The 25,016-nt window shown below is 63.0% G+C and carries 27 protein-coding genes and 1 tRNA gene; 21 read left to right on the forward strand and 7 right to left on the reverse strand.

From position 1 onward, the window contains the following. The first annotated feature begins 700 nt into the window (after positions 1–700). Complete coding sequence (locus CAG41_RS04705) at positions 701–1,126, forward strand: HIT domain-containing protein (RefSeq protein ID WP_085580442.1); 426 nt, start codon at positions 701–703, stop codon at positions 1,124–1,126. Positions 1,127–1,129: 3 nt separating this feature from the next. Further along, complete coding sequence (locus tag CAG41_RS04710; protein WP_085580444.1) at positions 1,130–1,336, forward strand: SlyX family protein; 207 nt, start codon at positions 1,130–1,132, stop codon at positions 1,334–1,336. An 80-nt stretch (positions 1,337–1,416) separates the two neighbouring features. On the opposite strand, the gene CAG41_RS29005 is transcribed toward CAG41_RS04710, so the two are convergent. Beyond that, positions 1,417–2,019 carry a cold-shock protein gene (locus tag CAG41_RS29005; RefSeq protein WP_085580446.1) on the reverse strand — a complete coding sequence of 201 codons (603 nt, stop codon included), beginning with the start codon at positions 2,017–2,019 and terminating at the stop codon, positions 1,417–1,419. Positions 2,020–2,328: 309 nt separating this feature from the next. On the opposite strand from CAG41_RS29005, the gene CAG41_RS04720 reads away from it, so the two are divergent. The 19 genes from CAG41_RS04720 (at position 2,329) to nadA (ending at position 17,420) form a co-directional block, all read left to right on the forward strand. After that, positions 2,329–2,799, forward strand: coding sequence for a Dps family protein (locus CAG41_RS04720; RefSeq protein WP_085706746.1), 471 nt, complete (start codon positions 2,329–2,331; stop codon positions 2,797–2,799). 183 nt (positions 2,800–2,982) lie between these two features. After that, positions 2,983–3,327, forward strand: a complete 345-nt coding sequence (locus CAG41_RS04725) for a ribbon-helix-helix domain-containing protein (RefSeq protein ID WP_085580451.1) — start codon at positions 2,983–2,985, stop codon at positions 3,325–3,327. 119 nt (positions 3,328–3,446) lie between these two features. After that, the gene (locus CAG41_RS04730) at positions 3,447–3,668 is read left to right on the forward strand and encodes an FmdB family zinc ribbon protein (protein WP_085580453.1); all 222 of its coding nucleotides are present in this window, start codon (positions 3,447–3,449) and stop codon (positions 3,666–3,668) included. Between the two features lie 110 nt (positions 3,669–3,778). After that, positions 3,779–5,554 (forward strand): aspartate--tRNA ligase, encoded by a 1,776-nt coding sequence (aspS, locus tag CAG41_RS04735; RefSeq protein WP_085580455.1) that lies wholly within the window; start codon positions 3,779–3,781, stop codon positions 5,552–5,554. 136 nt (positions 5,555–5,690) lie between these two features. Then, positions 5,691–6,437 carry a YebC/PmpR family DNA-binding transcriptional regulator gene (locus CAG41_RS04740; protein ID WP_085580457.1) on the forward strand — a complete coding sequence of 249 codons (747 nt, stop codon included), beginning with the start codon at positions 5,691–5,693 and terminating at the stop codon, positions 6,435–6,437. A 158-nt stretch (positions 6,438–6,595) separates the two neighbouring features. Next, complete coding sequence (gene ruvC, locus CAG41_RS04745; RefSeq protein ID WP_085580459.1) at positions 6,596–7,120, forward strand: crossover junction endodeoxyribonuclease RuvC; 525 nt, start codon at positions 6,596–6,598, stop codon at positions 7,118–7,120. A gap of 114 nt (positions 7,121–7,234) precedes the next feature. Further along, positions 7,235–7,843 carry a Holliday junction branch migration protein RuvA gene (ruvA, locus tag CAG41_RS04750; protein WP_085580461.1) on the forward strand — a complete coding sequence of 203 codons (609 nt, stop codon included), beginning with the start codon at positions 7,235–7,237 and terminating at the stop codon, positions 7,841–7,843. Continuing rightward, positions 7,844–8,905 carry a Holliday junction branch migration DNA helicase RuvB gene (gene ruvB, locus CAG41_RS04755; RefSeq protein ID WP_085629536.1) on the forward strand — a complete coding sequence of 354 codons (1,062 nt, stop codon included), beginning with the start codon at positions 7,844–7,846 and terminating at the stop codon, positions 8,903–8,905. Positions 8,906–9,032: 127 nt separating this feature from the next. Next, on the forward strand, positions 9,033–9,500 hold the full coding sequence (gene ybgC / locus CAG41_RS04760; RefSeq protein WP_085580465.1) for a tol-pal system-associated acyl-CoA thioesterase: 468 nt from the start codon (positions 9,033–9,035) through the stop codon (positions 9,498–9,500). After that, positions 9,490–10,185, forward strand: a complete 696-nt coding sequence (tolQ, locus tag CAG41_RS04765) for a protein TolQ (protein ID WP_085580467.1) — start codon at positions 9,490–9,492, stop codon at positions 10,183–10,185. The genes ybgC and tolQ overlap by 11 nt, the downstream gene beginning before the upstream one ends. Positions 10,186–10,208: 23 nt before the next feature. Continuing rightward, complete coding sequence (gene tolR / locus CAG41_RS04770; RefSeq protein WP_170929939.1) at positions 10,209–10,661, forward strand: protein TolR; 453 nt, start codon at positions 10,209–10,211, stop codon at positions 10,659–10,661. Beyond that, positions 10,661–11,740 (forward strand): cell envelope integrity protein TolA, encoded by a 1,080-nt coding sequence (tolA, locus tag CAG41_RS04775; protein WP_085580472.1) that lies wholly within the window; start codon positions 10,661–10,663, stop codon positions 11,738–11,740. The genes tolR and tolA overlap by 1 nt, the downstream gene beginning before the upstream one ends. A 38-nt stretch (positions 11,741–11,778) precedes the next feature. Next, the gene (gene tolB, locus CAG41_RS04780) at positions 11,779–13,038 is read left to right on the forward strand and encodes a Tol-Pal system beta propeller repeat protein TolB (RefSeq protein WP_225927298.1); all 1,260 of its coding nucleotides are present in this window, start codon (positions 11,779–11,781) and stop codon (positions 13,036–13,038) included. Positions 13,039–13,090: 52 nt separating this feature from the next. Next, positions 13,091–13,588: a peptidoglycan-associated lipoprotein Pal gene (gene pal, locus CAG41_RS04785; RefSeq protein ID WP_003178634.1), complete on the forward strand. Its 498-nt coding sequence runs from the start codon at positions 13,091–13,093 to the stop codon at positions 13,586–13,588. 6 nt (positions 13,589–13,594) lie between these two features. Then, entirely contained in the window at positions 13,595–14,428 is an 834-nt protein-coding gene (gene ybgF / locus CAG41_RS04790) for a tol-pal system protein YbgF (protein ID WP_085580476.1), read from the forward strand. A gap of 181 nt (positions 14,429–14,609) precedes the next feature. Beyond that, positions 14,610–15,257: a 7-carboxy-7-deazaguanine synthase QueE gene (gene queE / locus CAG41_RS04795; RefSeq protein ID WP_085580478.1), complete on the forward strand. Its 648-nt coding sequence runs from the start codon at positions 14,610–14,612 to the stop codon at positions 15,255–15,257. A gap of 1 nt (position 15,258) precedes the next feature. Continuing rightward, positions 15,259–15,951, forward strand: coding sequence for a 7-cyano-7-deazaguanine synthase QueC (gene queC / locus CAG41_RS04800; RefSeq protein WP_085629538.1), 693 nt, complete (start codon positions 15,259–15,261; stop codon positions 15,949–15,951). Between the two features lie 63 nt (positions 15,952–16,014). Then, a tRNA-Lys gene (locus CAG41_RS04805) sits at positions 16,015–16,090 on the forward strand. Between the two features lie 271 nt (positions 16,091–16,361). Continuing rightward, positions 16,362–17,420, forward strand: a complete 1,059-nt coding sequence (gene nadA / locus CAG41_RS04810; protein ID WP_085636610.1) for a quinolinate synthase NadA — start codon at positions 16,362–16,364, stop codon at positions 17,418–17,420. Positions 17,421–17,553: 133 nt separating this feature from the next. Here the strand turns inward: nadA and CAG41_RS04815 are convergent, their stop codons facing one another. The 6 genes from CAG41_RS04815 to gcvH all read right to left on the reverse strand — a co-directional run bounded on the left by CAG41_RS04815 (position 17,554) and on the right by gcvH (position 24,745). Next, entirely contained in the window at positions 17,554–18,042 is a 489-nt protein-coding gene (locus tag CAG41_RS04815; RefSeq protein ID WP_085580485.1) for an RDD family protein, read from the reverse strand. A gap of 97 nt (positions 18,043–18,139) precedes the next feature. Beyond that, a complete protein-coding gene (locus CAG41_RS04820) occupies positions 18,140–18,352 on the reverse strand; it encodes a cold-shock protein (RefSeq protein WP_085580487.1) in 213 nt (70 codons plus the stop codon). 404 nt (positions 18,353–18,756) lie between these two features. Beyond that, complete coding sequence (gene gcvT, locus CAG41_RS04825) at positions 18,757–19,881, reverse strand: glycine cleavage system aminomethyltransferase GcvT (RefSeq protein ID WP_085580489.1); 1,125 nt, start codon at positions 19,879–19,881, stop codon at positions 18,757–18,759. Between the two features lie 44 nt (positions 19,882–19,925). Further along, on the reverse strand, positions 19,926–21,302 hold the full coding sequence (locus tag CAG41_RS04830) for an L-serine ammonia-lyase (RefSeq protein ID WP_085580491.1): 1,377 nt from the start codon (positions 21,300–21,302) through the stop codon (positions 19,926–19,928). Between the two features lie 195 nt (positions 21,303–21,497). Continuing rightward, complete coding sequence (gene gcvP, locus CAG41_RS04835; protein ID WP_085706747.1) at positions 21,498–24,350, reverse strand: aminomethyl-transferring glycine dehydrogenase; 2,853 nt, start codon at positions 24,348–24,350, stop codon at positions 21,498–21,500. A gap of 11 nt (positions 24,351–24,361) precedes the next feature. Then, positions 24,362–24,745, reverse strand: coding sequence for a glycine cleavage system protein GcvH (gene gcvH, locus CAG41_RS04840; RefSeq protein ID WP_085580495.1), 384 nt, complete (start codon positions 24,743–24,745; stop codon positions 24,362–24,364). Positions 24,746–25,016 lie beyond the last annotated feature (271 nt).

The raw sequence follows: 25,016 nt of genomic DNA on the forward strand, positions 1-25,016 counted from the left end.
CAAATTTACAGTCCGAATGCAATGGGACTGGCAACTTCAGCACTGTTTTACAGGGCTTGAGCATCGGTAAAAAAGAGTCCCTTGGCAAAACGCTTGAATCTCCATCGGGCAACCCTGCCACTGTTTTTTTTGGCCTTGGGGTAACCACTTCCCGTGGCGTGCCCATAGACCATATGAGTACGAATGCAACAAGCGTGCACAAACCGCATTTCTGATGCGGATATTTTTCAAAACGCCCGCCTGCCGCTGTGAAAACCTTGTAAATACGGGCGTTCAAGCGCGTGTTTCACCGGGCTTGACGCCATTCCTCCTATGGTGTTGCCACGGCCGTTTCGGCCCGCGACAACCAAAAACGTTACCGGTTCACCCCGCCAGTGAGTATTCGGCGGATGCCCGAAGCAATGAGCGTAGACCCACTGTGCGGTTTTGGTGCAAAAAATTTTGGGGCCGTACCGGATTCATGCCGTTCAGCCCTGAACGCGGCTGCATTCTCCCGCCGTCCGGTTGCCTTGCGCGTCGCTTGCTGGTGCAAGGAAAGCGCAAATGCCGCATCTCGGGGCAGCGCAGCCGTCCCCCGATGCCGCGTCGTTCGCCGTGAAGGATCGGGCATTCGCAGGTATGCTGCCGTCCGGTCGCTTGGCGCGCCGCCCCCGGGACGGGCCGCTAAGCTGAATAATGTGATCAGCCGGGAGTGCGCGCAGTGTTTGCTTTAGATTCACGACTTCAACAGGACACCCTGACGATCGGCGACTTCCCGCTCTGCCGCTTGCTGCTGTCCAACGACTCCAACTATCCGTGGTTCATCCTGGTGCCACGCCGCGAAGATATCAGCGAGTTGTTTCAGTTGGATGTCGCCGACCAGCAACGGCTGTGGCAGGAAACCACCGCCCTGGCCGAGGTGCTCAAGGATTCGTTCGATGCCGACAAGCTCAATGTCGCGACGCTGGGCAATGTCGTCAGCCAACTGCACATGCACGTGATCGTGCGCAAGCGTGATGACGCCGCCTGGCCGGCGCCGGTCTGGGGCAAGCACCCGGCCAAGCCCTATGAGGCGGCGCAGGTGACGGCCATCCGCGAGCGGCTGCGCCTGGTGCTGGGTGATGAATTCACGTTTCTGGAGGCCTGAGCCATGAGCCTTGAACAACGGGTTACCGATCTGGAAAGCCGTCTGGCGTTTCAGGACGACACCATCCAGGCGCTGAACGATGTGCTGGTGGAGCAGCAGCGGGTGGTGGAGCGCCTGCAGTTGCAGATGGCCGCGCTGCTCAAGCGTCAGGAAGAGCTGGTCGGCCAGATCGGCTCCTTCGAAGAGGACGCGCCGCCGCCTCACTACTGAGTGTCGCCGTACTTTTCGGCGGGCAATAAAAAAACCGCGGGCAGCCTTGGCTGTCCGCGGTTTTTTTTTCAGGCTTCGGATCAGCGGCGGGGGAGAGCTGCGATCACGTCCTCGGCTTGCAGGCCTTTGTCGCGGTTCATCACCGAGAACTCCACGCGCTGGCCTTCGACCAGGACGCGGTGGCCTTCACCGCGGATGGCCCGGAAGTGGACGAAGATATCGTCGCCGGAGTCCCGGGAGATGAAGCCGAAGCCCTTGGAGGTGTTGAACCACTTCACCGTGCCGGTATCGCGGTTGCTCATGTCGTAGCTCGGCGCTGCGGCGGCCGGCGAGGACTTGTGGAAGCCGACGGCCAAGTGCAGCGCCACGGCGGCCAAGGCGATGGCCAGGCTGAACAGCACGGCCGGCTGGCCGGCGATGACCGGCATCGGCGCGATCAGCGTCAGGGTCTGCAAGACCACGGTCAGCAGCAGCAAGGCGCTGGCCAGGTTTTGCAGGTGTTGGCGAGGGCCCTTGTTCCATTGCGGGATCACAGGCGCCAGCACCAGGTTCAGCAGGCCGAAAAGGGCCAGGTACAGGGCATCGGGCTGTTGCAGGTAAGGTACGGCTTCGGACCTCAGGCTGGGTATGAAGGACAGCAGCAAGGCTGCTGCGCCCATTAGCAGGTGGACGATTTTCAACATTTTTATTGACTCACGTTATGACGGCTCACAAGGAAGAGCTGAAGGCGCACGGTTCGCTTCGAAACGATGAAGAGGCGTTGGACACGCGCACGGCATCAGCCTATGCGCAACGCCCGGAAAACGGGGCGTAGCGACACACTGCCTATTTAACAGCAAAGATTGCGGCTTCTCAAACCGGCCCGGCCAGTGGCGGCCGGCCGGACGTTTTGCCGCAGCCTGCGCCGGGACGCAGGGCTGCGGGGCTTCGCCGGGCTTGCTAGAGTGGGTCTGCACCTGCTGGATGAACTCAATCGCCGTTAGGGGGTAAGCATGGCCATCGATATCGGTATCAGTGAAGAAGACCGCAAATCCATCGTCGACGGGTTGTCCCGGCTGCTGTCGGACACCTACGTGCTGTATCTGAAGACCCACAACTTCCACTGGAACGTCACCGGCCCCATGTTCCGCACGCTGCACCTGATGTTCGAGGAGCAGTACAACGAACTGGCCTTGGCCGTCGATCTGATCGCCGAGCGCATCCGCGCCCTGGGCTTCCCGGCGCCGGGGGCCTATTCGACCTACGCCAGGCTGTCCTCGATCAAGGAAGAGGAAGGCGTGCCGAGCGCCGAAGACATGATCCGGCAACTGGTTGCCGGGCAAGAGGCCGTGACCCGCACCGCCCGCGGCATTTTCCCGCTGCTGGACAAGGTCAGCGACGAGCCTACCGCGGACCTGCTGACTCAGCGCATGCAGGTGCATGAGAAGACCGCGTGGATGCTCCGCGCACTGCTCGAGGCCTGACCGGGCGGCGCGGACGCTTGCGCCGGGCGTTCGCGCCGGTCTGCTGTTTCTGACTTTTTCCGTTGGCTTATCCTACGGCGACGGTCAAATAGTCATCTGGATATAACTTTGCGGCTGCGTTTCTATGAGGGGGCAGAGATTGTCCCTGGCAAAACGTAGAGATGGCAAAGGAGTGTCAACGATATGGCAGATGGAGACAGGCGAAGCGACAGGACGGTCGCCGCGCAGGGGAAACTGAAGGTCGACCCGTTTGACGACGGCCTCGACATGGCATTGATCAGGCCGTTGTCCCGGTCCGTGCGTCTGAACGGATTCGCGACGTGCCTGAGGCTGGAGCAGGTCTACTGGAACATTCTCGGCGGCATGGCGCAGGACAACGCATGTTCGGTCAATGCGCTGCTCTCCCATGTGGACCGGGAAGTGCATCTGCGGCACGGCGGCGTGAAGAACTTCAGCGCGCTGGTGCGGGTGGTGTGCGTGATGCGCGGGCTCAAGGCCCCGACGGGCGCGGCATCGCCCCCGTGTTGAGAGGCTGATCCGCCCTGTGCAGTCTACGGCTGCACAGGGCGAATTTAATGGCTATAATCCCGCCCTTTCGCCGCACGGCCCTGCATGCGGCGGCAACCTGTTCGCCGAGACACCCCGCCATGCCGATGTACGATTACCAATGTGCTTCCTGTGGTCATCAGTTGGAAGCCATTCAGAAGATCAGTGACGCACCGCTGGTCGATTGCCCGGCCTGTCAGGCGCCGGCACTCAAGAAGCTGCTGTCCATGCCCGGTTTTCGCCTGAGTGGCAGCGGTTGGTACGAAACCGATTTCAAGACCGGCGCGAAGAAGAATCTGGCCGGTGGCGACAAATCTGACTAGGGTTTAGGGCCTGGGTCGAACGACACGCGCGAGTTTCCGGCGTCGGCACACCGCTTGGGTGCGGCAGGATCTCCACCGAATTTCGAATTACGAGAAGCGAAACCACTACCATGATGCGCAGCCATTATTGCGGCCAACTGAACGAAAGCCTGGAAGGCCAGGAAGTTACCCTTTGCGGATGGGTTCACCGTCGCCGCGACCACGGCGGGGTGATCTTCCTCGATATCCGTGATCGTGAGGGCCTGGCCCAGGTGGTCTTCGACCCGGACCGCGCCGAGACCTTCGCCGCCGCCGACCGCGTGCGCAGCGAATACGTGGTCAAGATCACCGGCAAGGTGCGCCTGCGTCCGGCCGGCGCCGGCAACGCGAACATGGCTTCGGGCATGATCGAAGTGCTGGGCTACGAGCTGGAAGTGCTGAATGAGGCGGAAACCCCGCCGTTCCCGCTCAACGAATACTCCGACGTCGGCGAAGAGACCCGCCTGCGTTACCGCTTCATCGACCTGCGCCGCCCGGAAATGGCCGAGAAGCTGCGTCTGCGTTCGCGCATGACCACCAGCATCCGCCGCTACCTGGACGAGAACGGCTTCCTGGACGTCGAGACGCCGATCCTGACCCGCGCGACGCCGGAAGGCGCCCGTGACTACCTGGTGCCGAGCCGTACCCACGCCGGTTCGTTCTTCGCGCTGCCGCAATCGCCTCAGCTGTTCAAGCAACTGCTGATGGTGGCCGGCTTCGACCGCTACTACCAGATCGCCAAGTGCTTCCGCGACGAAGACCTGCGCGCCGACCGTCAGCCGGAATTCACCCAGATCGACATCGAGACCAGCTTCCTCGATGAAAAGGACATCATGGGCCTGACCGAAGGCATGATCCGCGCCCTGTTCAAGGAAGTGCTGGGTCTGGAGTTCGGCGAGTTCCCGCACATGACCTTCGAAGAGGCCATGCGCCGCTACGGTTCCGACAAGCCTGACCTGCGTATTCCGCTGGAACTGGTGGACGTTGCCGATCAGCTCAAGGACGTGGAATTCAAGGTGTTCAGCGGCCCGGCCAACGATCCGAAATGCCGTATCGCCGCGCTGCGCGTCCCTGGCGGGGCGAGCATGCCGCGCAAGCAGATCGACGACTACACCAAGTTCGTCGGCATCTACGGCGCCAAGGGCCTGGCGTACATCAAGGTCAACGAGCGCGCCGCCGGTGTCGATGGCCTGCAGTCGCCGATCGTCAAGAACATTCCTGAAGCCAATCTGAACGTGATCCTCGATCGCGTCGGCGCGGTCGACGGCGACATCGTGTTCTTCGGTGCCGACAAGGCCAAGATCGTCAGCGAAGCCCTGGGCGCGCTGCGCATCAAGCTGGGCCACGACCTGAACCTGCTGACCTGCGAGTGGGCGCCGATGTGGGTCGTCGACTTCCCGATGTTCGAAGAGAACGACGACGGCAGCTTCACCGCGCTGCACCACCCGTTCACCGCGCCGAAGTGCACGCCGGAGGAGCTGGAGGCCAACCCGGCCACCGCACTGTCCCGCGCCTACGACATGGTCCTGAACGGCACCGAGCTGGGCGGCGGTTCGATCCGTATCCACCGCAAGGAAATGCAACAGGCGGTGTTCCGCCTGCTGGGCATCAACGAAGCGGAACAGGAAGAGAAGTTCGGCTTCCTGCTCGACGCGCTGAAGTACGGCGCGCCGCCGCACGGTGGCCTGGCCTTCGGCCTGGACCGTCTGGTAATGCTGATGACCGGCGCCCAGTCGATCCGTGAAGTGATCGCCTTCCCGAAAACCCAGAGCGCGGCGTGCGTCATGACGCAGGCGCCGGGTCTGGTGGACGCCAAGGCGCTGCGCGAACTGCACATCCGTTTGCGCGAAACGCCAAAGGCTGAGTAAGACGGGCCTGAAGGCGCATCTTCGGATGCGCCTTTTTTCATTCTGCAAGGACTGGAAAACAGGTCGAAATTTTTGTTTGCCGGCCGGCGCGGCTTCGCGGGGCGGGCAATGTGTCAAAGAGAATTCGGAGCGAGATATGGCAGGTCATTCCAAGTGGGCGAACATCAAGCACCGCAAAGAACGCCAGGATGCCAAACGAGGCAAGATCTTCACCAAGTGGATCCGTGAGCTGACCGTGGCGGCCAAGCAGGGCGGCGGCGACCCGGGCTCCAACCCGCGTCTGCGCCTGGCCCTGGACAAGGCCCTGGGCGCGAACATGAGTCGCGACATCATCGATCGCGCTGTCGCCCGCGGCGCAGGCGCCACCGAGGCCGACAATGTCGAAGAGCTGACCTACGAAGGCTACGGCCCGGGCGGCGTGGCGGTGATGGTCGAGTGCATGACCGACAACCGCAACCGCACCGCAGCGGCCGTGCGCCATGCGTTCAGCAAGTGCGGCGGCAACCTCGGCACCGACGGTTCGGTGGCGTACCTGTTCGAGCGCAAGGGCCAGATCAGCTTCGCGCCGGGCGTCGACGAAGATGCCCTGACGGAAGCGGCGCTGGAAGCCGACGCCGATGACGTCGTCGCCCATGAGGACGGTTCCATCGAGGTGTTCACCTCGTTCTCCGGGTTCTATGCCGTGAAGAACGCGCTGGAGGCCGCCGGCTTCAAGGGCGACGACGCGGAAATCGTCATGCAGCCGACCACCAGCGCCGAGCTGGACCTGGAAGGCGCGGAGAAGGTGCTCAAGCTGATCGACATGCTCGAGGACCTGGACGACGTGCAGAACGTCTACTCCAACGCCGACATCCCGGAAGATGTGGCCGCCCAACTCAACTGAAGTCCTGCATTGAGCCCTGTGGGAGCTGGCTTGCCAGCGATGGCGTCGGCGCATCAAGCATTGATGTCGCCTGACACAACGTCATCGCCGGCAAGCCGGCTCCCGCATTCGTAATGCGTTATCTTGAATTTCGTGGATTTTTCGAACCCGCAGGCGTTATGACTTTAATCCTTGGAATCGACCCCGGCTCGCGCATCACCGGTTACGGCGTGGTCCGCGACACCGGACGCGGCTGCGTGTACGTGGCCTCCGGCTGCATCCGCACCGGCGGCGGCGAGCTGCACGAACGGCTGCAGATCGTTTACCGCGGTGTGCGGGAGATCATCCAGACCTACGGCCCCGTGACCATGGGCATCGAAAAGGTGTTCATGGCGCGCAACGCCGACTCGGCGCTGAAGCTGGGCCAGGCCCGGGGCGCGGCGATCGTGGCCGGCGCCGAGGAAAGCCTGGAGATCGCCGAGTACACGGCGACCCAGGTCAAGCAGGCGGTGGTCGGCACCGGTGCGGCGAACAAGGAGCAGGTGCAGATGATGGTCATGCACATGCTCAAGCTCACCAGCAAACCGCAGATCGACGCCTCGGACGCCCTGGCCATCGCCATTTGCCATGCGCACACCCGTGCCAGCCTGCTGCCCCACGGGTTGGGGGCGGCACGCAGTCGTGGCGGGCGCCTGCGTCTCTGATAGCATCAGCAGTCAATTTTCCGGAATGGGGGCCGAGCGCCCGGGCCGTCGGCCCGCCTCCCCGGTTCCGGCCCCCGCCAGCCATGGGCTGGCCAACGCTCAAGGATCTGAAACGTGATTGGACGCTTGCGCGGCACCCTGGCTGAAAAGCAGCCGCCGCACCTGATTCTGGATGTAAACGGCCTCGGGTATGAGCTGGAAGTGCCCATGACCACCCTATATCGCCTGCCGTCGGTCGGTGAACCGCTGACCTTGCACACCCATTTGGTCGTTCGCGAGGACGCGCAGTTACTCTATGGCTTTGCCGGCAAGCGTGAGCGAGACTTTTTCCGCGAGCTGATCCGTCTCAATGGTGTCGGCCCGAAACTGGCCCTGGCCCTGATGTCGAGCCTGGAGGTGGACGAGCTGATCCGCTGCGTGCAGTCCCAGGACACCTCGGCCCTGACCAAGGTGCCGGGCGTGGGCAAGAAGACCGCCGAGCGTCTGCTGGTCGAGCTCAAGGACCGCTTCAAGGCCTGGGAGACCGTGCCGGCGATGTTTGCGCTGGTGCCGAACCAGCCGGACGGCCCGGCGCCGGTCAACCACGCCGAGAACGACGCGGTCAGCGCGCTGATTTCCCTGGGCTACAAGCCGCAGGAGGCGAGCAAGGCGATTTCCGCGATCAAGGAGAAAGGCTTGAGCAGTGAAGACATGATCCGACGCGCCCTGAAGGGAATGATTTAAGTGATTGAAGCTGATCGTCTGATCGCCGCCACGCACAGTCCGCGTGAGCGCGAAGAAGTCCAGGATCGGGCGATTCGCCCCGTCAGTCTGGCCGACTACATCGGCCAGCCGACCGTGCGCGAGCAAATGGAGCTGTTCATCCAGGCCGCGCGCGGGCGCAGCGAGTCCCTGGACCACACGTTGATCTTCGGCCCGCCGGGATTGGGCAAGACCACCCTGGCCAACATCATCGCCCAGGAAATGGGCGTGTCGATCAAGAGCACCTCCGGGCCTGTGCTCGAACGGCCGGGGGACCTGGCGGCCCTGTTGACCAACCTTGAGCCGCACGATGTGTTGTTCATCGACGAAATCCACCGTCTGTCGCCGATCGTCGAGGAAGTGCTGTACCCAGCCATGGAAGATTTCCAGCTCGACATCATGATCGGCGAAGGGCCGGCGGCGCGTTCGATCAAGCTCGACCTGCCGCCGTTCACCCTGGTGGGCGCCACCACGCGGGCGGGCATGCTGACCAACCCGTTGCGCGACCGTTTCGGGATCGTCCAGCGCCTGGAGTTCTACAGCACGGCGGACCTGGCGACCATCGTCAGCCGTTCGGCCGGCATCCTGGGCTTGCCGCTGGATTCGGACGGGGCGTTCGAAGTGGCCCGCCGCGCCCGCGGCACGCCGCGGATCGCCAACCGGCTGCTGCGCCGGGTGCGGGACTTCGCCGAAGTGCGGGCCAAGGGGCACATCACCAAGGCCGTCGCCGATCTGGCGCTGAACCTGCTGGATGTCGACGAGCATGGCTTCGACCACCAGGATCGGCGGCTGCTGCTGACCATGATCGAGAAGTTCGACGGCGGGCCGGTGGGGATCGACAGCCTGGCGGCGGCCATCAGCGAGGAACGTCACACCATCGAGGACGTGCTGGAGCCTTACCTGATCCAGCAGGGCTACATCATGCGCACGCCGCGGGGCAGGGTGGTGACCCGGCATGCGTACCTGCACTTCGGCCTGAATATTCCGTCGCGGATGGGCGAACCCCCCGTGGCAGACGAGTTTCTCGATGCCCTGGACGATTGATACACATCGTGTGGCGATTTATTCCGCATTTGCGCTGTCCGAGGACGGTACTTTTGCGGTGAAGCCACCGTTCAACGAAAAACAGTTGCCTGCCCCGATTGGCAACCCGAGGAGTAAGCACTAGAGTATGCGCGCGCAAAACGGGCTTGAGCCGTTCGCACATCGTTGTCGCGTTTATTACGAGGACACCGATGCCGGCGGCATCGTGTATTACGTTAATTACCTCAAGTTTATGGAACGGGCTCGAACCGAGCGGCTCCGGACGCTGGGCTTCGCCCAGTCGGCGCTGGCCGGGGAGGACCTGTTGTTCGTCGTGCATTCCAGCGAAGCGCGCTACCACGCGCCGGCGCGACTGGACGACGAGCTTCTGGTAAGCGCTGATGTAATCGAATTGAACCGCGCCAGCCTGCGCTTCAGACAGCAAGTCAGGCGGGCGACGGATAATGCGCTGCTCTGCGAGGGGCAGTTTCTGGTGGCCTGTGTGCGCACTAACAGTTTGAAACCCCGGGCCCTTCCCGATGACCTGCGTGCGGCCTTCGCCGACGCGGTCGGCACGGGTACACACTCAAAGCAGGAGATAAAGCGTGGAAGCTAACGTCGTCGACCATTCCTCCATGTGGAGCCTGGTCAGCAATGCCAGCATCGTGGTGCAGTTGGTAATGTTGACCCTGGTGGCCGCATCGGTGACCTCATGGATCATGATCTTTCAGCGCAGCAACCTGCTGCGCGCCGGTCGACGCGCCCTGGAGACCTTCGAGGAGCGCTTCTGGTCGGGCATCGACCTTTCCAAGCTGTACCGCCAGGCCGGCAGCAACCCGGATCCGGACTCGGGCGTGGAGCAGATCTTCCGTGCCGGCTTCAAGGAATTCTCCCGCCTGCGCCAGCAGCCGGGCGTCGACCCTGAGGCGGTGATGGAAGGCGTGGCCCGTGCCATGCGTGTGGCGATCTCCCGCGAAGAAGAGAAACTGGAACAGAGCCTGCCGTTCCTCGCCACAGTCGGTTCCGTCAGCCCGTACATCGGCCTGTTCGGCACCGTCTGGGGGATCATGAACTCCTTCCGCGGCCTGGCCAGCGCCCAGCAGGCGACCCTCGCCACCGTGGCACCCGGCATCGCCGAGGCCCTGGTCGCCACCGCGATCGGCCTGTTCGCCGCGATCCCGGCGGTCATCGCCTACAACCGCTTCTCCGCCCGCAGCGAAACCTTGCTGGGCCGCTACTACACCTTCGCCGATGAGTTCCAGGCGATCCTGCACCGCAAAGTGCACACCAGCGAAGACTGAGCAGGTAAATCCCAATGGCTTTAATCACTCGAGCCCGACACAAGCGCAAGCCGGTCGCCGAGATGAACGTGGTGCCTTACATCGACGTGATGCTGGTGCTGCTGGTCATCTTCATGGTGACTGCGCCGATGCTCAATCAGGGCGTGAAGGTGGATCTGCCGAAGGTATCCAGCGATGCCTTGCCGCAGGACAACAACACCCAGGTGCTGACCATTTCCATCAAGGCCGACAAGACCTACTACTGGAACCTGGGCAGCGAAGTGGACACCGAGAAGCAGCAGGACCGCGCCATGACCCTGCCGCAGATGACGGATGCGGTGACCAAGATCATCCGTGCCGGCAACGAAGGCGGCAAGCACACCCAGGTCTTCATCCGCGGCGACAAGTCCGTGGACTACGGCGCCGTCATGGGCGCCATGGGCGGGCTGCAGAAAGCCGGGGTCGGTAACGTTGGCTTGATCACCGAGGCCCCCTGATGCAGGCACAGCGAGAGCCGTCAGCCTCGGAAAGCTACTTCTGGCCCAGCGTCTGGGCAATCGGCTTGCACGTGCTGGTGTTCGGCATGCTGTTCGTCAGTTTTGCCCTGACGCCTGAGCTGCCGCCGGCCAAGCCGATCGTCCAGGCGACCTTGTACCAGCTGAAATCGAAAAGTCAGGCGACCACCCAGACCAATCAGAAGATTGCGGGTGAGGCGAAGAAATCCGCCGCACGCCAGACCGAAGTCGAGCAGATGGAGCAGAAAAAGGTCGAGCAGGAAGCGGTGAAGGCCGCGGAACAAAAGAAAGAAGAAGCGGCTCAAAAGGCCGAGGAAGCCAAGAAGGCCGACGAGGCGAAGAAAGCGGAAGAGGCGAAGAAGGCTGACGAAGCCAAGAAGGCCGACGACGCGAAGAAAGCCGCCGAAGCCAAGAAGGCAGAAGAGAAACAATTGGCTGATATAGCCAAGAAGAAAGCTGAAGAAGAAGCCAAGAAGGCTGCTGAAGAAGAGGCCAAGAAAGCGGCCGCTGAAGAAGCCAAGAAGAAGATCGTCGAAGACGCGAAGAAGAAAGCCGCCGAAGACGCCAAGAAGAAAGCTGAAGCTGAAGAGGCGAAGAAGAAAGTCGCCGAAGAAGCGAAGAAGAAAGCTGCCGCCGACGCTGCGAAGAAGAAAGCGCAGGACGCCGCGCGCAAGTCTGCCGAAGACAAGAAGGCCCAGGCCTTGGCAGATCTGCTTTCCGACACGCCGCAGCGCCAGCAGGCCTTGGCCGATGAGCAGGGCGACGAAGTCGCGGGCAGTTTCGATGACCTGATTCGTGCGCGGGCAGCGGAAGGCTGGGCCCGTCCGCCTTCGGCACGCAAAGGCATGACGGTTGTGCTGCAGATCGGCATGTTGCCGGACGGCACCGTGACCACGGTCAGCGTGGCCAAGTCCAGCGGCGACGGTCCGTTCGACGCTTCGGCGGTGGCGGCGGTCAAGAACATTGGACGATTGACGGAAATGCAGGGAATGAAGGCGAGCGATTTCGCTCCGTATCGTTCCTTCAAGATGACATTCACACCTGAGGATCTAGCCTTGTGAGAAACCTTCTTCGAGGATTGCTGATCGCGGTCTGCTGCATGGCAGGGATCGCGATGGCGGATGAAAAGAACATTCTGGTCACCAGCGGCAGCGATCGGGCGACCCCGATCGCCGTCGTGCCGTTCGGTTTCCAGGGCGGTGCCGTCCTGCCGGACGACATGGCTGAAATCATTGGTAACGATTTGCGCAACTCGGGCTACTACTCGCCGATTCCGAAGCAAAACATGATCAGCCAGCCGAGCCAGCCGAGCGAAATCATCTTCCGTGACTGGAAGGCGGTGGGCGCCCAGTACATGATGGTCGGCAGCATCGTTCCGGCGGGCGGTCGCCTGCAGGTGCAATGGGCGCTGTTCAACGTCGCCACCGAGCAGAAAGTGGCCGACGGCAGCGTTTCCGGCACCACCGAGCAGCTGCGCGACATGGCGCACTACATCTCCGACCAGTCGTTCGAGAAGCTCACCGGCATCAAGGGCGCGTTCTCGACCCGTCTGCTGTACGTGACGGCCGAACGCTTCTCCGAGAAGAACACCCGCTACACCCTGCAGCGTTCGGACTACGACGGTGCCCGTGCCGTGACCCTGCTGCAATCGCGTGAGCCGATCCTGTCGCCGCGTTTCGCCCCGGACGGCAAGCGCATCGCCTACGTGTCGTTCGAGCAGAAGCGTCCGCGGATCTTCGTGCAGAACATCGACACCGGCCGCCGCGAGCAGATCACCAACTTCGAAGGCCTGAACGGCGCGCCGGCCTGGTCGCCTGACGGCAATCGCCTGGCGTTCGTGCTGTCCAAGGACGGCAACCCGGACATCTACGTGATGAACCTCGGTTCGCGCCAGATCACCCGCGTCACCGCAGGTCCCGGCATCAACACCGAGCCGTACTGGGGCAAGGATGGCTCGACCATCTACTTCACCTCCGACCGTGGCGGCAAGCCGCAGATCTACAAGACCAGCGCCGGTGGCGGCGGTGCCGAGCGCGTGACGTTCGTGGGCAACTACAACGCCAACCCGAAACTGTCGGCCGACGAAAAGACCCTGGTGATGATCCATCGTCAGGACGGTTTCACCAATTTCAAAGTGGCGGCCCAGGATCTTCAGCGCGGAAGCGTAAAAATCCTCACTGATAGCACTCTGGACGAGTCGCCTACTGTTGCGCCCAACGGCACCATGGTAATCTACGCCACCCGCCAGCAGGGCCGGGGAGTCTTGATGCTCGTGTCCATTAACGGACGCGTGAGGCTCCCGCTTCCTACCGCTCAAGGCGAAGTCAGAGAACCGTCCTGGTCCCCTTACCTGAACTGACGCGGCGCTTTACGTTTTACTTAACACACTGGGGTTCATTAGGAGTTTCACGATGGAAATGCTGAAGTTTGGTAAATTTGCTGCGCTGGCTCTGGCCATGGCCGTAGCTGTAGGTTGCTCGTCCAAGGGCGGCGACAACGCCGGTGAAGGCGCTGTCGATCCAAACGCTGGCTACGGTGCAAACACCGGCGCCGTTGACGGTTCCCTGAGCGAAGAAGCTGCTCTGCGCGCAATCACCACCTTCTACTTCGAATACGACAGCTCGGACCTGAAGCCAGAAGCCATGCGCGCTCTGGACGTTCACGCCAAAGACCTGAAAGCAAACGGCGCTCGCGTTGTTCTGGAAGGCAACACCGACGAACGTGGTACTCGTGAGTACAACATGGCACTGGGCGAGCGTCGTGCGAAAGCCGTTCAGCGCTACCTGGTACTGCAAGGTGTTTCCCCAGCTCAGCTGGAACTGGTTTCCTACGGCGAAGAGCGTCCAGTTGCCACCGGCAACGACGAGCAGTCCTGGGCTCAAAACCGTCGCGTCGAACTGCGTAAGTAATTCGATATGCGAACGTGCCGTCGTGCTGTAACTGTCCTGGCTCTCAGCCTCGCGCCGCTTGCGGCGTGGGCTGCGGTTCCTGTGGTCGATGACAACTCCGGTTACAACAGTAGCGGGAGCAGTTATCCGCCTGCGGGTTACGGTACGAACGGCGCCTATGCCGGGGGAGCGGCTACGGCCCCTGCCTCGGCACAAGGCATGCTGTTCAACCAACTGCAACAGATGCAGGATCAGATTTCGCGCCAGCAAGGCGTGATCGAAGAACTGCAGAATCAGGTTGCGCGCATGAAGCAGGAATCCCTGGAGCGATACCAGGATCTTGATCGGCGCATAGGATCCGGCGTTGCACCTGCCGCGACTCCTGAGAATTCTTCCGCCGGCGGCGATGCAAGTGCTGCCGCCGGTGCTGCTGCGGGTGCCGGGGCTGCTGCCCAGGCGCCTGCGGCCAGCAGCGAACCCGGTGATCCGGCCAAGGAAAAGCTGTATTACGATGCCGCTTTCGACCTGATCAAGGCCAAGGACTTCGACAAGGCCAGCCAGGCCTTCGCCGCGTTCCTGCGCAAGTACCCGAACAGCCAATACGCGGGCAACGCCCAGTACTGGCTGGGTGAAGTGAACCTGGCGAAGGGCGACCTGCAAGGCGCAGGTCAGGCGTTCGCCAAGGTTTCGCAGCTATACCCCAAGCACGCCAAGGTGCCGGACTCGCTGTACAAGCTGGCTGACGTGGAACGCCGACTGGGTCACACCGACAAGGTCAAAGGCATTCTGCAGCAGGTGGTTGCCCAATACCCGGGCACGTCCGCCGCTCAGCTGGCCCAACGCGATCTGCAGCGCATGTAAGGCTGCTGCCTGAGAAAGCGTTACCCGTTCAGAAGAAACCCGCGCCTGTCGCGGGTTTTTTCGTTAGAATTCACGCCCTTTTTTCATGAAACACGCTTTTGGCGATCTGCGCGTTGGCGGGGTGGCCTGAGGTGCCTGACGGAGGCGGACAGCCTGTTTAGCTGTTACGCCCGTGGCGACTATGCAAGACACATTGAGAATCACCGAAGTTTTCTACTCGTTGCAGGGGGAAACGCGGACTGCCGGGCTGCCCACGGTTTTCGTGCGCCTGACCGGATGCCCTCTGCGTTGCCAGTACTGCGACAGCGCCTACGCCTTCAGCGGCGGCACCCTGCGCACCCTCGACGACATCGCCGAGCAGGTGGCCGGCTTCCGTCCACGCTATGTCTGCGTGACGGGCGGCGAGCCCCTGGCGCAGCCCAATGCCATTCCTTTGCTCAAGCGATTGTGTGACGCCGGTTACGAGGTCTCGCTGGAAACCAGCGGCGCCCTCGACATTTCGGCCGTCGATCCGCGGGTCAGCCGTGTGCTGGACCTGAAGACGCCGGGCTCGAAAGAGGCCCACCGCAACCGCTACGAAAACATCGAACTGCTGACGTCCAACGACCAGGTGAAATTCGTCATCTGTTCGCGGGAGGACTACGACTGGGCGGTCTCCAAGCTGATCCAGTACGGCCTCGACCGCCGTGCCGGCGAAGTGCTGTTTTCCCCCAGCCACCATGACCTGAATGCACGGGACCTAGCGGACTGGATCGTGGCGGACAACCTGCCGGTACGCCTGCAGTTGCAGTTGCACAAATATCTTTGGAACGACGAGCCGGGGCGCTGAGATGACTGAACAACTGAACACCACTGAAAAACGCGCGGTCATTCTGCTGTCCGGTGGCCTGGACTCCGCGACCGTCGTGGCGATGGCCCGTGCAGAGGGCTACAGCTGCTACACCATGAGCTTCGACTACGGTCAGCGCTCCCACGCCGAATTGCATGCTGCCGCTCGGGTGGCTCGTGACCTGGGCGTGATCGAGCATAAGGTGATCGGCCTGAACCTGAACGGCATGGGCGGTTCGGCGCTGACCGACAGCAGCATCGACATTCCGGAGGAGCTGGGCGAGGGCATTCCGGTGACTTACGTGCCGGCGCGCAACACCGTGTTCCTGTCGTTGGCATTGGGTTGGGCGGAAGTGCTCGGGGCTCGCGATATCTTCATCGGCGTCAACGCGGTGGACTATTCCGGTTACCCGGACTGCCGTCCCGAGTTCATCGAATCGTTCGAGCGCATGGCCAATCTCGCGACCAAGGCTGGCGTGGAAGGCAACGGTTTCCGCATCCAGGCACCGCTGCAGAACCTGAGCAAGGCACAGATCGTTCAGGCCGGTGTGAAGCTGGGCGTGAATTACGGGCTGACCGTTTCCTGCTATCAGGCTGACGATGAGGGCCGTGCGTGCGGCAAGTGCGACAGCTGCCGCCTGCGCGCAGACGGCTTCGCAGCGGCCGGAATCAGCGATCCAACCCCTTATTTTTGATTTTTTTCAAATTAGGTGTTGAATAGTCCTTAAAAATCAGTATTATACGCGCCACAACGAAGCGGGTCGTTAGCTCAGTTGGTAGAGCAGTTGGCTTTTAACCAATTGGTCGTAGGTTCGAATCCTACACGACCCACCATTTTCGAAGTTTCAAAAAGTCTGGAAGGCCCACGCAAGTGAGGATTTCCGGATTTTTTTTTGCCTGCGATTCGGGCATGCCCGACCCGGTGCCGACCTGCCGTGACGCAGGTCAGAATCATCTTTTGCATCAACGGGATATTCTGTAGCCTTGCGCAGCTTCAATGCTGTCCGTGCCTGATGACACTCACTCTCCCGGCGGTGCCCTCAAGTGGTCCGGAGCCGGGTGTATACTCGACTTTCGCGCGAATGCGCCTGCAGGTCTTGCGAACATGACGCAGATTTCCGAACGCCTTCTGGTTCAAGCCCACCTCGATGCCAAGCAGCCCAAGCCGCTGACGGCCGAGGAAGAGGCTCACTACCGTTCCGCCATCGCCGCCGAGCTCAAGGCTCAGGACGCCGTGCTGGTTGCCCACTTCTATTGCGATCCGGTCATCCAGGCCCTGGCCGAAGAGACCGGCGGCTGCGTGTCCGATTCCCTGGAGATGGCCCGCTTCGGCAATGCCCACCCGGCCAAGACCGTGGTGGTGGCCGGCGTGAAGTTCATGGGCGAGACCGCCAAGATCCTCAACCCGGAAAAGCGCGTGCTGATGCCGACGCTGGACGCCACCTGTTCCCTGGACCTGGGGTGCCCGGTGGATGAGTTCTCGGCGTTCTGCGACCAGCACCCGGAGCGCACGGTGGTGGTGTACGCCAACACGTCGGCGGCGGTGAAGGCGCGGGCCGACTGGGTGGTGACGTCCAGCTGCGCGCTGGAGATCGTCGAGAGCCTGATGGACAACGGCGAGACCATCATCTGGGGCCCGGACAAGCACCTGGGCACCTACATCCAGCGCCAGACCGGCGCCGACATGCTGCTGTGGGACGGTGCCTGCATCGTTCACGAAGAGTTCAAGGCCAAGCAGCTCGAAGACATGAAGGCGCTGTACCCGGACGCGGCCATTCTGGTGCACCCGGAATCGCCGACGTCGGTCATCGAACTGGCGGACGCCGTCGGTTCCACCAGCCAGTTGATCGCCGCGGCCAAGACGCTGCCGCACAAGACCCTGATCGTCGCCACCGACCGCGGCATCTTCTACAAGATGCAGCAGGTGTGCCCGGACAAGGTCTTCATCGAGGCGCCTACCGCCGGCAACGGCGCCGCCTGCCGCAGTTGCGCGCATTGCCCGTGGATGGCCATGAACACGCTTGAGCGCACGCTCAAGTGCCTTAAAGAGGGCACCGGCGAGATCTTTGTCGACCCGGCGCTGATTCCGCAGGCGATCCGCCCGCTCAAGCGCATGCTGGACTTCACCCAGGCGGCGCGCATGAAGCTGGCCGGCAACGCCTGAAACCTGAGTTCCGGCCGCCCGTGATGCAGGAGCGAGCCTGCTCGCGATTACGGTATGTCAGTCAAATAATCCATCGACTGACGCACCGCCATCGCGAGCAGGCTCGCTCCTGCAGTCGTTTCTGCGCCAAGGATCACTTGGCCTTTTTCGGGATCCGCACCACGCGGGTATCGGAATAGATGTCGTGCCAGGTGCGCTTTTGCTTGTCGAACAGCGACCAGAAGAACCCCAGCCCCAGGCACAGCCACGACGCCATCGACACCATGAAGCGCAGCAGCGCCTGCCACAGGCTGATGGCGGTGCCGTCGGCGTTCTGCACGCGGATGCCCCACACCTGCATGCCCAGGGTCTGGCCGGCGTGGGTCCAGAACTTGGCGAAGAAGCCGAACAGCACCAGCAACAGCACGGTGGAATAGAGGGGGTCGCCGTCCAGCTGGCCGGCATCGGTCATCACCCGCAGGCGTTCCTCGCCGATGAGGGCGGCCTGGATCATCTTGTAGATGCCGCCGGTGACGATCAGCAGGGCGGTGCAGAGCAGGAAGTCATAGAACATCGCTGCCAGGCGACGGCCCAGGCCGACGGCGGGAAAGTCGCCCTGGGGGGAGAGCAGGTGTTTCGACATGGCAGCCTCTGGACGGAAAATGAAGCGCCATTTTACGGATTCGCGCGCACAAAAAAGCCCCTGATATCAATATCAGGGGCTTTTTCGTTACAGAAGATCAGCCTTCTGCGATGACTTCATCAGCCTGCATGCCTTTCTGGCCTTGCACGGCAACGAAGGTCACTTTCTGGCCTTCTTTCAGGCTCTTGAAGCCGCTGCCCTGGATGGCGCGGAAATGCACGAACAGATCCGGACCGCTTTCTGGAGTGATAAAACCAAAACCTTTCTCGTCGTTAAACCACTTGACGGTGCCGCTCTGACGTGTGGACATTTCTTATTTCCTTTGACGCAAAAATTGATGACAGTCTCTTTCTCATGAAAGAGTACTGGGGCTGGTTGCAGGAGAGTAAGAAGACGTCGAACGGGATGTAGCTAACTTGTAGGCTACTGCCCAGGTCACGATTCCAAGCTGACCCATGCAAACACAGTGGGCAAACTCTACGCCAACTACGGGAGGAAAAACAAGCCCTGTGAAGCCCCCGGTTTTCCTGAGCTTGCCGCCACTTACCGGTACGCGGGCGCAGGCTTAGACGATTGCGTTGTTCAATTGTTTTCGATCGTTATAAGCCAAGTTCATATTCGAATCGGCTGTTAAATCAATGCACTGTTTTATGGCGATTGCGTTACACATTAGTGCACGCATAACGCAATCGCGTTACTTATAGAAACAATCAATCAGCCGCGATAGTAGCGTTGTGGAACAAATGGCATTTTGCTTACAAGCATTGGCACCTTTTTCCCACGCACGATGGCCCAGACCGGCGTGTCGAGGGTGACATAGGCGCTGTCGAGGTAACCCATCGCCACCGGCCCGCCCAGGGTCGGGCCGAAACCGCCGCTGCACACGCTGCCGATGATTTCGCCCGCTTCATTGACGATTTCCGCGCCTTCGCGCACCGGCGTGCGCTCCTGGGGCAGCAGGCCGACGCGTTTGCGTGCCACGCCGTTCTGCTGCTGGGTGAACACGTTGTCCGCGCCCGGGAAGCCGCCGGCCCGTGCGCCGTCGGCACGGCGGGGCTTGGAGATGGCCCACAGCAGGCTGGCTTCGATGGGGGTAGTGTCGGTGTTCATGTCGTGGCCGTACAGGCACAGACCGGCTTCCAGGCGCAGCGAATCGCGGGCGCCGAGGCCGATGGCCTGGACTTCCGGTTCGGCCAGCAAGGCGCGGGCGAGCTTTTCCGCGTCGGCGGCCGGCACCGAGATTTCATAGCCGTCCTCACCGGTGTAGCCCGAACGGCTGACGAAGCAGTCCACGCCCAGCAGGTTCACGCGGGTGAACTGCATGAAGGTCATTTTCGCCACCTCCGGCGCCAGGCGCGCCAGCACGGTCACCGCCGCCGGGCCTTGCAAGGCGAGGAGCGCACGCTCCTCGAACAGCGCCTCAATGGTGCATTGGCCGCCGATGTGTTTTTGCAGGTGGGCCAGGTCCTGATCCTTGCAGGCGGCGTTGACCACCAGGAACAGTTCGTCGTTGCCCAGGTTGGCCACCATCAGGTCGTCCAGGATGCCGCCGGTTTCGTTGGTGAACATCGCATAGCGCTGCATGCCCACCGGCAGGTCGATGATGTCCACCGGCACCAGGCTCTCCAGGGCCTTGGCGGCGCCGGCGCCGGTCAGGCGGATCTGGCCCATGTGCGAGACATCGAACAGGCCGGCCTGTTCACGGGTGTGCTGGTGTTCCTTCATCACGCCCAGCGGGTACTGCACCGGCATGTCGTAGCCGGCGAACGGCACCATGCGGGCGCCGAGTTCCAGGTGCAGGGCGTGGAGCGGGGTTTTCGACAATTGTTCGGTGGACATCTTCAACTCCTTGGAAGGTGGGCTGCTGCCGATGCGCGCAGGCATCAGCATTCGATAATGTTGACTGCCAGACCGCCGCGGGCGGTCTCTTTGTATTTGCTTTTCATGTCGGCGCCGGTCTGGCGCATGGTGCGGATGACCTTGTCGAGGGAGACGAAGTGCTGGCCGTCTCCGCGCATGGCCATCCGCACGGCGTTGATCGCCTTCACCGAGCCCATGGCGTTGCGTTCGATGCAGGGCACCTGCACCAGGCCGCCGATGGGGTCGCAGGTCAGGCCGAGGTTGTGCTCCATGCCGATCTCCGCGGCGTTCTCCACTTGCTGCACGCTGCCGCCGAGGACTTCGCACAAGGCGCCGGCGGCCATCGAGCAGGCCACGCCGACTTCGCCCTGGCAGCCGACTTCGGCGCCGGAGATCGAGGCGTTTTCCTTGTACAGGATGCCGATGGCCGCCGCCGTCAGCAGGAAGCGCACCACGCCGTCGTCGTTGGCGCCGGGGATGAAGCGCATGTAGTAATGCAGCACCGCCGGGATGATCCCGGCTGCGCCGTTGGTCGGTGCGGTGACGACCCGTCCGCCGTAGGCGTTTTCCTCGTTGACGGCCAGGGCGTAGAGGTTGACCCAGTCCAGCACCGACAGCGGATCGCGCAGCGACGATTCCGGGTTCTTGCACAGTTGCCGGTGCAGCGCCGCCGCCCGGCGCTTGACCTTCAGGCCCCCCGGCAGGATGCCTTCATTGCGGCAGCCGGCGGCCACGCAGTCCTGCATCACTTGCCAGATCTTCAGCAGGCCGGCGCGGGTTTCCGCTTCAGGGCGCCAGGCGCTTTCGTTGGTCAGCATCACCTGGCTGATCGACAGCCCGTAGGTGGCGCAGTGGCCGAGCAGTTCCTTGGCGGTCTTGAACGGGAAGGTCAACGGGGTGGCGTCCTCGACGATGCGGTCGGCTCCGGCGGCGTCCTCGTCGACCACGAAACCGCCGCCCACCGAGTAGTACTCGCGGCTGCGGATCTGCAGGCCGGCGGCGTCGAACGCGCGGAAGATCATGCCGTTGGGGTGGTAGGGCAGGGGCTTGCGGATCATCGCCAGGTGTTCTTTCTCGTTGAACGCGAGGCTGTGTTCGCCGAGCAGGTTGAGGCGGCCGCTGGCGCGGATGTCGGCCAAGCGGGCGCTGACGGTGTCGGTGTCGACGGTGTCCGGGTGTTCGCCTTCAAGGCCCAGCAGCACGGCCTTGTCGCTGCCGTGCCCCTTGCCGGTGGCGCCGAGGGATCCGTAGAGCTCGACCTTCACGCAGGCGGTGGCGGCCAGCAGGTTGTCCCGGCGCAGGCCCTCGACGAAGCGCGCGGCGGCGCGCATCGGGCCGACGGTGTGGGAGCTGGAGGGGCCGATGCCGATCTTGAACAGGTCGAACACGCTTAACGACATGGTTGTTCTCCGGTTTCTTGTTATGGGGTATCAGCGGAATCTGGGTTGCCGCATTCCCTTGCAGGAGCGAGCCTGCTCGCGATAGCGGTGCTTCAGTCGATGCATTGTTTGACTGACATACCGCTATCGCGAGCAGGCTCGCTCCCACAGGGGGCTGCGGTGCAGGCGGAACCGGCGAACCGGTCCCGCCCTGTCTCAAGCGTAGCTTTCGATCGACGGGCAGGCGCAGACCAGGTTGCGGTCGCCGAACACGTTGTCGACGCGGCCGACCGGCGGCCAGTACTTGGCCTCGACCAGCGACGCCACCGGGTACACCGCCTGCTCGCGGCTGTACGGGTGAGTCCACTCGCCGACCAGCTCCGCCGCGGTGTGCGGGGCGTTCTTGAGCGGGTTGTCGTCCTTGTCCAGGGTGCCGTTCTCCACCGCGCGGATCTCTTCGCGGATGCGGATCATGGCGTCGCAGAAGCGATCCAGCTCTTCCTTGGATTCGCTTTCGGTCGGCTCGATCATCAGCGTGCCGGCCACCGGGAACGACATGGTCGGGGCGTGGAAGCCGAAGTCGATCAGGCGCTTGGCGACGTCATCGACGCTGATGCCGCTGCTGTCCTTGAGCGGACGCAGGTCCAGGATGCACTCGTGGGCCACCAGGCCGTTGCTGCCGGTGTAGAGCACCGGGTAGTGCTCTTCGAGGCGGCGCGAGATGTAGTTGGCGTTGAGGATCGCCAGCTGCGAGGCGCGCTTGAGGCCGGCGCCGCCCATCATGCGGATGTACATCCAGGTGATCGGCAGGATGCTGGCGCTGCCGAACGGCGCCGCGCAGACCGCGCCTTCCTTGCGCGCCATCTCGGCGTGGCCGGGCAGGAACGGGGCCAGGTGCGACTTGACGCCGATCGGGCCCACGCCCGGGCCGCCGCCGCCGTGGGGGATGCAGAAGGTCTTGTGCAGGTTCAGGTGGGACACGTCGCCGCCGAACTTGCCCGGGGCGCAGAGGCCGACCATGGCGTTCATGTTGGCGCCGTCGATGTACACCTGGCCGCCGTTGTCGTGGATGATCGCGCAGATTTCGCGGATGCCTTCCTCGAACACGCCGTGGGTGGACGGGTAGGTGATCATCAGCGCGGCGAGGTGCTCGCGGTGCTCGATGGCCTTGGCGCGCAGGTCTTCGATGTCGACGTTGCCGCGGGCGTCGCACGCGGTCACCACCACGCGCATGCCGGCCATGTGGGCGGTGGCCGGGTTGGTGCCGTGGGCCGACGACGGGATCAGGCAGATGTCGCGGCGCTCGTCGCCACGGCTCTGGTGGTAGGCGCGGATCGCCAGCAGGCCGGCGTATTCACCCTGGGAGCCGGCGTTCGGCTGCAGCGACACCGCGTCGTAGCCGGTGGCGGCGCAGAGCATCGCTTCCAGCTCAGCAGTCAGCTGCTGGTAGCCGGCGCTCTGCTCGGCCGGGGCGAACGGGTGCAGGGCGCCGAATTCGGCCCAGGTCACCGGGATCATTTCGCTGGCGGCGTTGAGCTTCATGGTGCACGAGCCCAGCGGGATCATGGTGCGGTCGAGCGCCAGGTCCTTGTCCGCCAGCTTGCGCAGGTAGCGCATCAGCTCGGTTTCGGAGTGGTAGCGGTTGAACACCGGGTGGCTGAGGATCGGCGATTGGCGCACCAGCGCCGCCGGCAGGGTGCCTTGCGCCGAGGCGGCGAGGGCGGCGAAGTCCGGCAGGGCCTTGCCGTCGGCGAACAGCGCCCACAGGGTCTCGATGTCGGCCTGGGTGGTGGTCTCGTCCACCGACAGGCCCAGGCGCTGGGCATCGACCACGCGCAGGTTGATCCGCTGGGCACGGGCCTTGTCGTGCAGCGCGGCGGTCTGCGCGCCGGTGGCCAAGGTCAGGGTGTCGAAGAAGTGCGCCTGCTCGACGTTCAGGCCCAGGGCGCTCAGGCCTTGGGCGAGGATAGCGGTCAGGTGGTGCACGCGGTTGGCGATCTGGGTCAGGCCTTTGGGGCCGTGGTAAACGGCGTACATGCTGGCGATGTTGGCCAGCAGCACTTGCGCGGTGCAGATGTTCGAGGTGGCCTTCTCGCGGCGGATGTGCTGCTCGCGGGTCTGCATGGCCAGGCGCAGGGCCGGCTTGCCGAAGCGGTCGACCGACACGCCGACCAGGCGGCCCGGCATGTCGCGCTTGAACGCGTCCTTGGTGGAGAAGTACGCCGCGTGCGGGCCGCCGAAGCCCAGCGGCACGCCGAAGCGCTGGGCGCTGCCGATGGCCACGTCGGCGCCGAACTCGCCCGGAGGGGTCAGCAGGGTCAGGGCCAGCAGGTCGGCGGCCACGGCCACCAGGGCGTTGGCGGCGTGGAAGCGCTCGGTCAGCTCACGGTAGTCGAACACGTCGCCGTTGCTCGCCGGGTATTGCAGCAGGGCGCCGAAGAACGGGGTCACGTCGGTCAGTTCACGCTCGTCGCCCACGACCACGTCGATGCCCAGCGGCTCGGCACGGGTGCGCAGCACGTCGAGGGTCTGCGGATGGCTGTGGATCGAGGCGAAGAACTGGTGGCTGCCCTTGTTCTTGCTCAGGCGCTTGCAGAAGGTCATGGCTTCGGCGGCGGCGGTGGCTTCGTCGAGCAGGGAGGCGTTGGCGATCGGCAGGCCGGTGAGGTCGCTGATCAGGGTCTGGAAGTTCAGCAGCGCTTCGAGGCGGCCCTGGGAGATCTCCGGCTGGTACGGGGTGTAGGCGGTGTACCAGGCCGGGTTCTCCAGCAGGTTGCGCAGGATCGGCGACGGGGTGTGGCAGTTGTAGTAGCCCTGGCCGATGTAGGTCTTGAACAGTTGGTTCTGGCCGGCGATGGCCTTGATCGCGGCCAGGGCCTGGGCTTCGCTCAGGCCATCGTCCAGGCCCAGCACGCTGGTGCCCTTGATGCTTTCCGGGATGACGCTGGCGCTCAGGGCTTCGAGGGAGTCGAAGCCGAGGCTGTTGAGCATGGCCTGCTCGTCGCCGGCGCGCGGGCCGATGTGACGGGCGATGAATTCGTTGGCGGTGGTCAGGTTCACTTGAGTCATGTCCGGTCTCCTCAGGCGTCGGCGTTGGCTTTGAGCAGACGGTCGTAGGCGTCCTGGTCCAGCAGTTTGCCGACGGCGCTGGCGTCGCTCGGCTTGAAGCGGAAGAACCAGCCGTCGCCCAGCGGGTCTTCGTTGACTTGTTCCGGGCTGTCGTTGAGCAGTTCGTTGACGGCGACGACGTCACCGTCCAGCGGCATGTACACGCCGCTGGCCGCCTTCACCGATTCCACCGTGGCGGCTTCGGCGCCCTTTTCGTAGGCCTGAAGCTCCGGCAACTGAACGTAGACCACGTCGCCCAGGGCGTTCTGCGCGAAAGCGGTGATGCCGACCGTGACGGTGCCGTCAGCTTCGGCGCGCAGCCATTCGTGATCTTCAGTGAAACGCAACTCGCTCATGGAAACTCCTAGGGGCCGGACTCGTCCGGTGGACGCGGTGGAAGGCTGGGGCAATAAAGCCCTTGTTTATGGATGGGTACTAAGCAAGAACGCGGCCAATGTTTATTTATCGTTTTAAATCAATGACTTAAGTAGTTTAGAGAGCGTCTGGGATCGACTCGCTGTAGCGAAATCGCTACAGATGGGGGCGGGGAGAAAAGCTGAACCGGATCAAAGCCTTGCGCGGCGGTGGCTGCAGGCGGGTGTATCGATATCGTTCCGCTGTAGCGCT

The organism is Pseudomonas sp. B35(2017) (assembly GCF_002113645.1).
Classification (GTDB): domain Bacteria; phylum Pseudomonadota; class Gammaproteobacteria; order Pseudomonadales; family Pseudomonadaceae; genus Aquipseudomonas; species Aquipseudomonas ekonensis.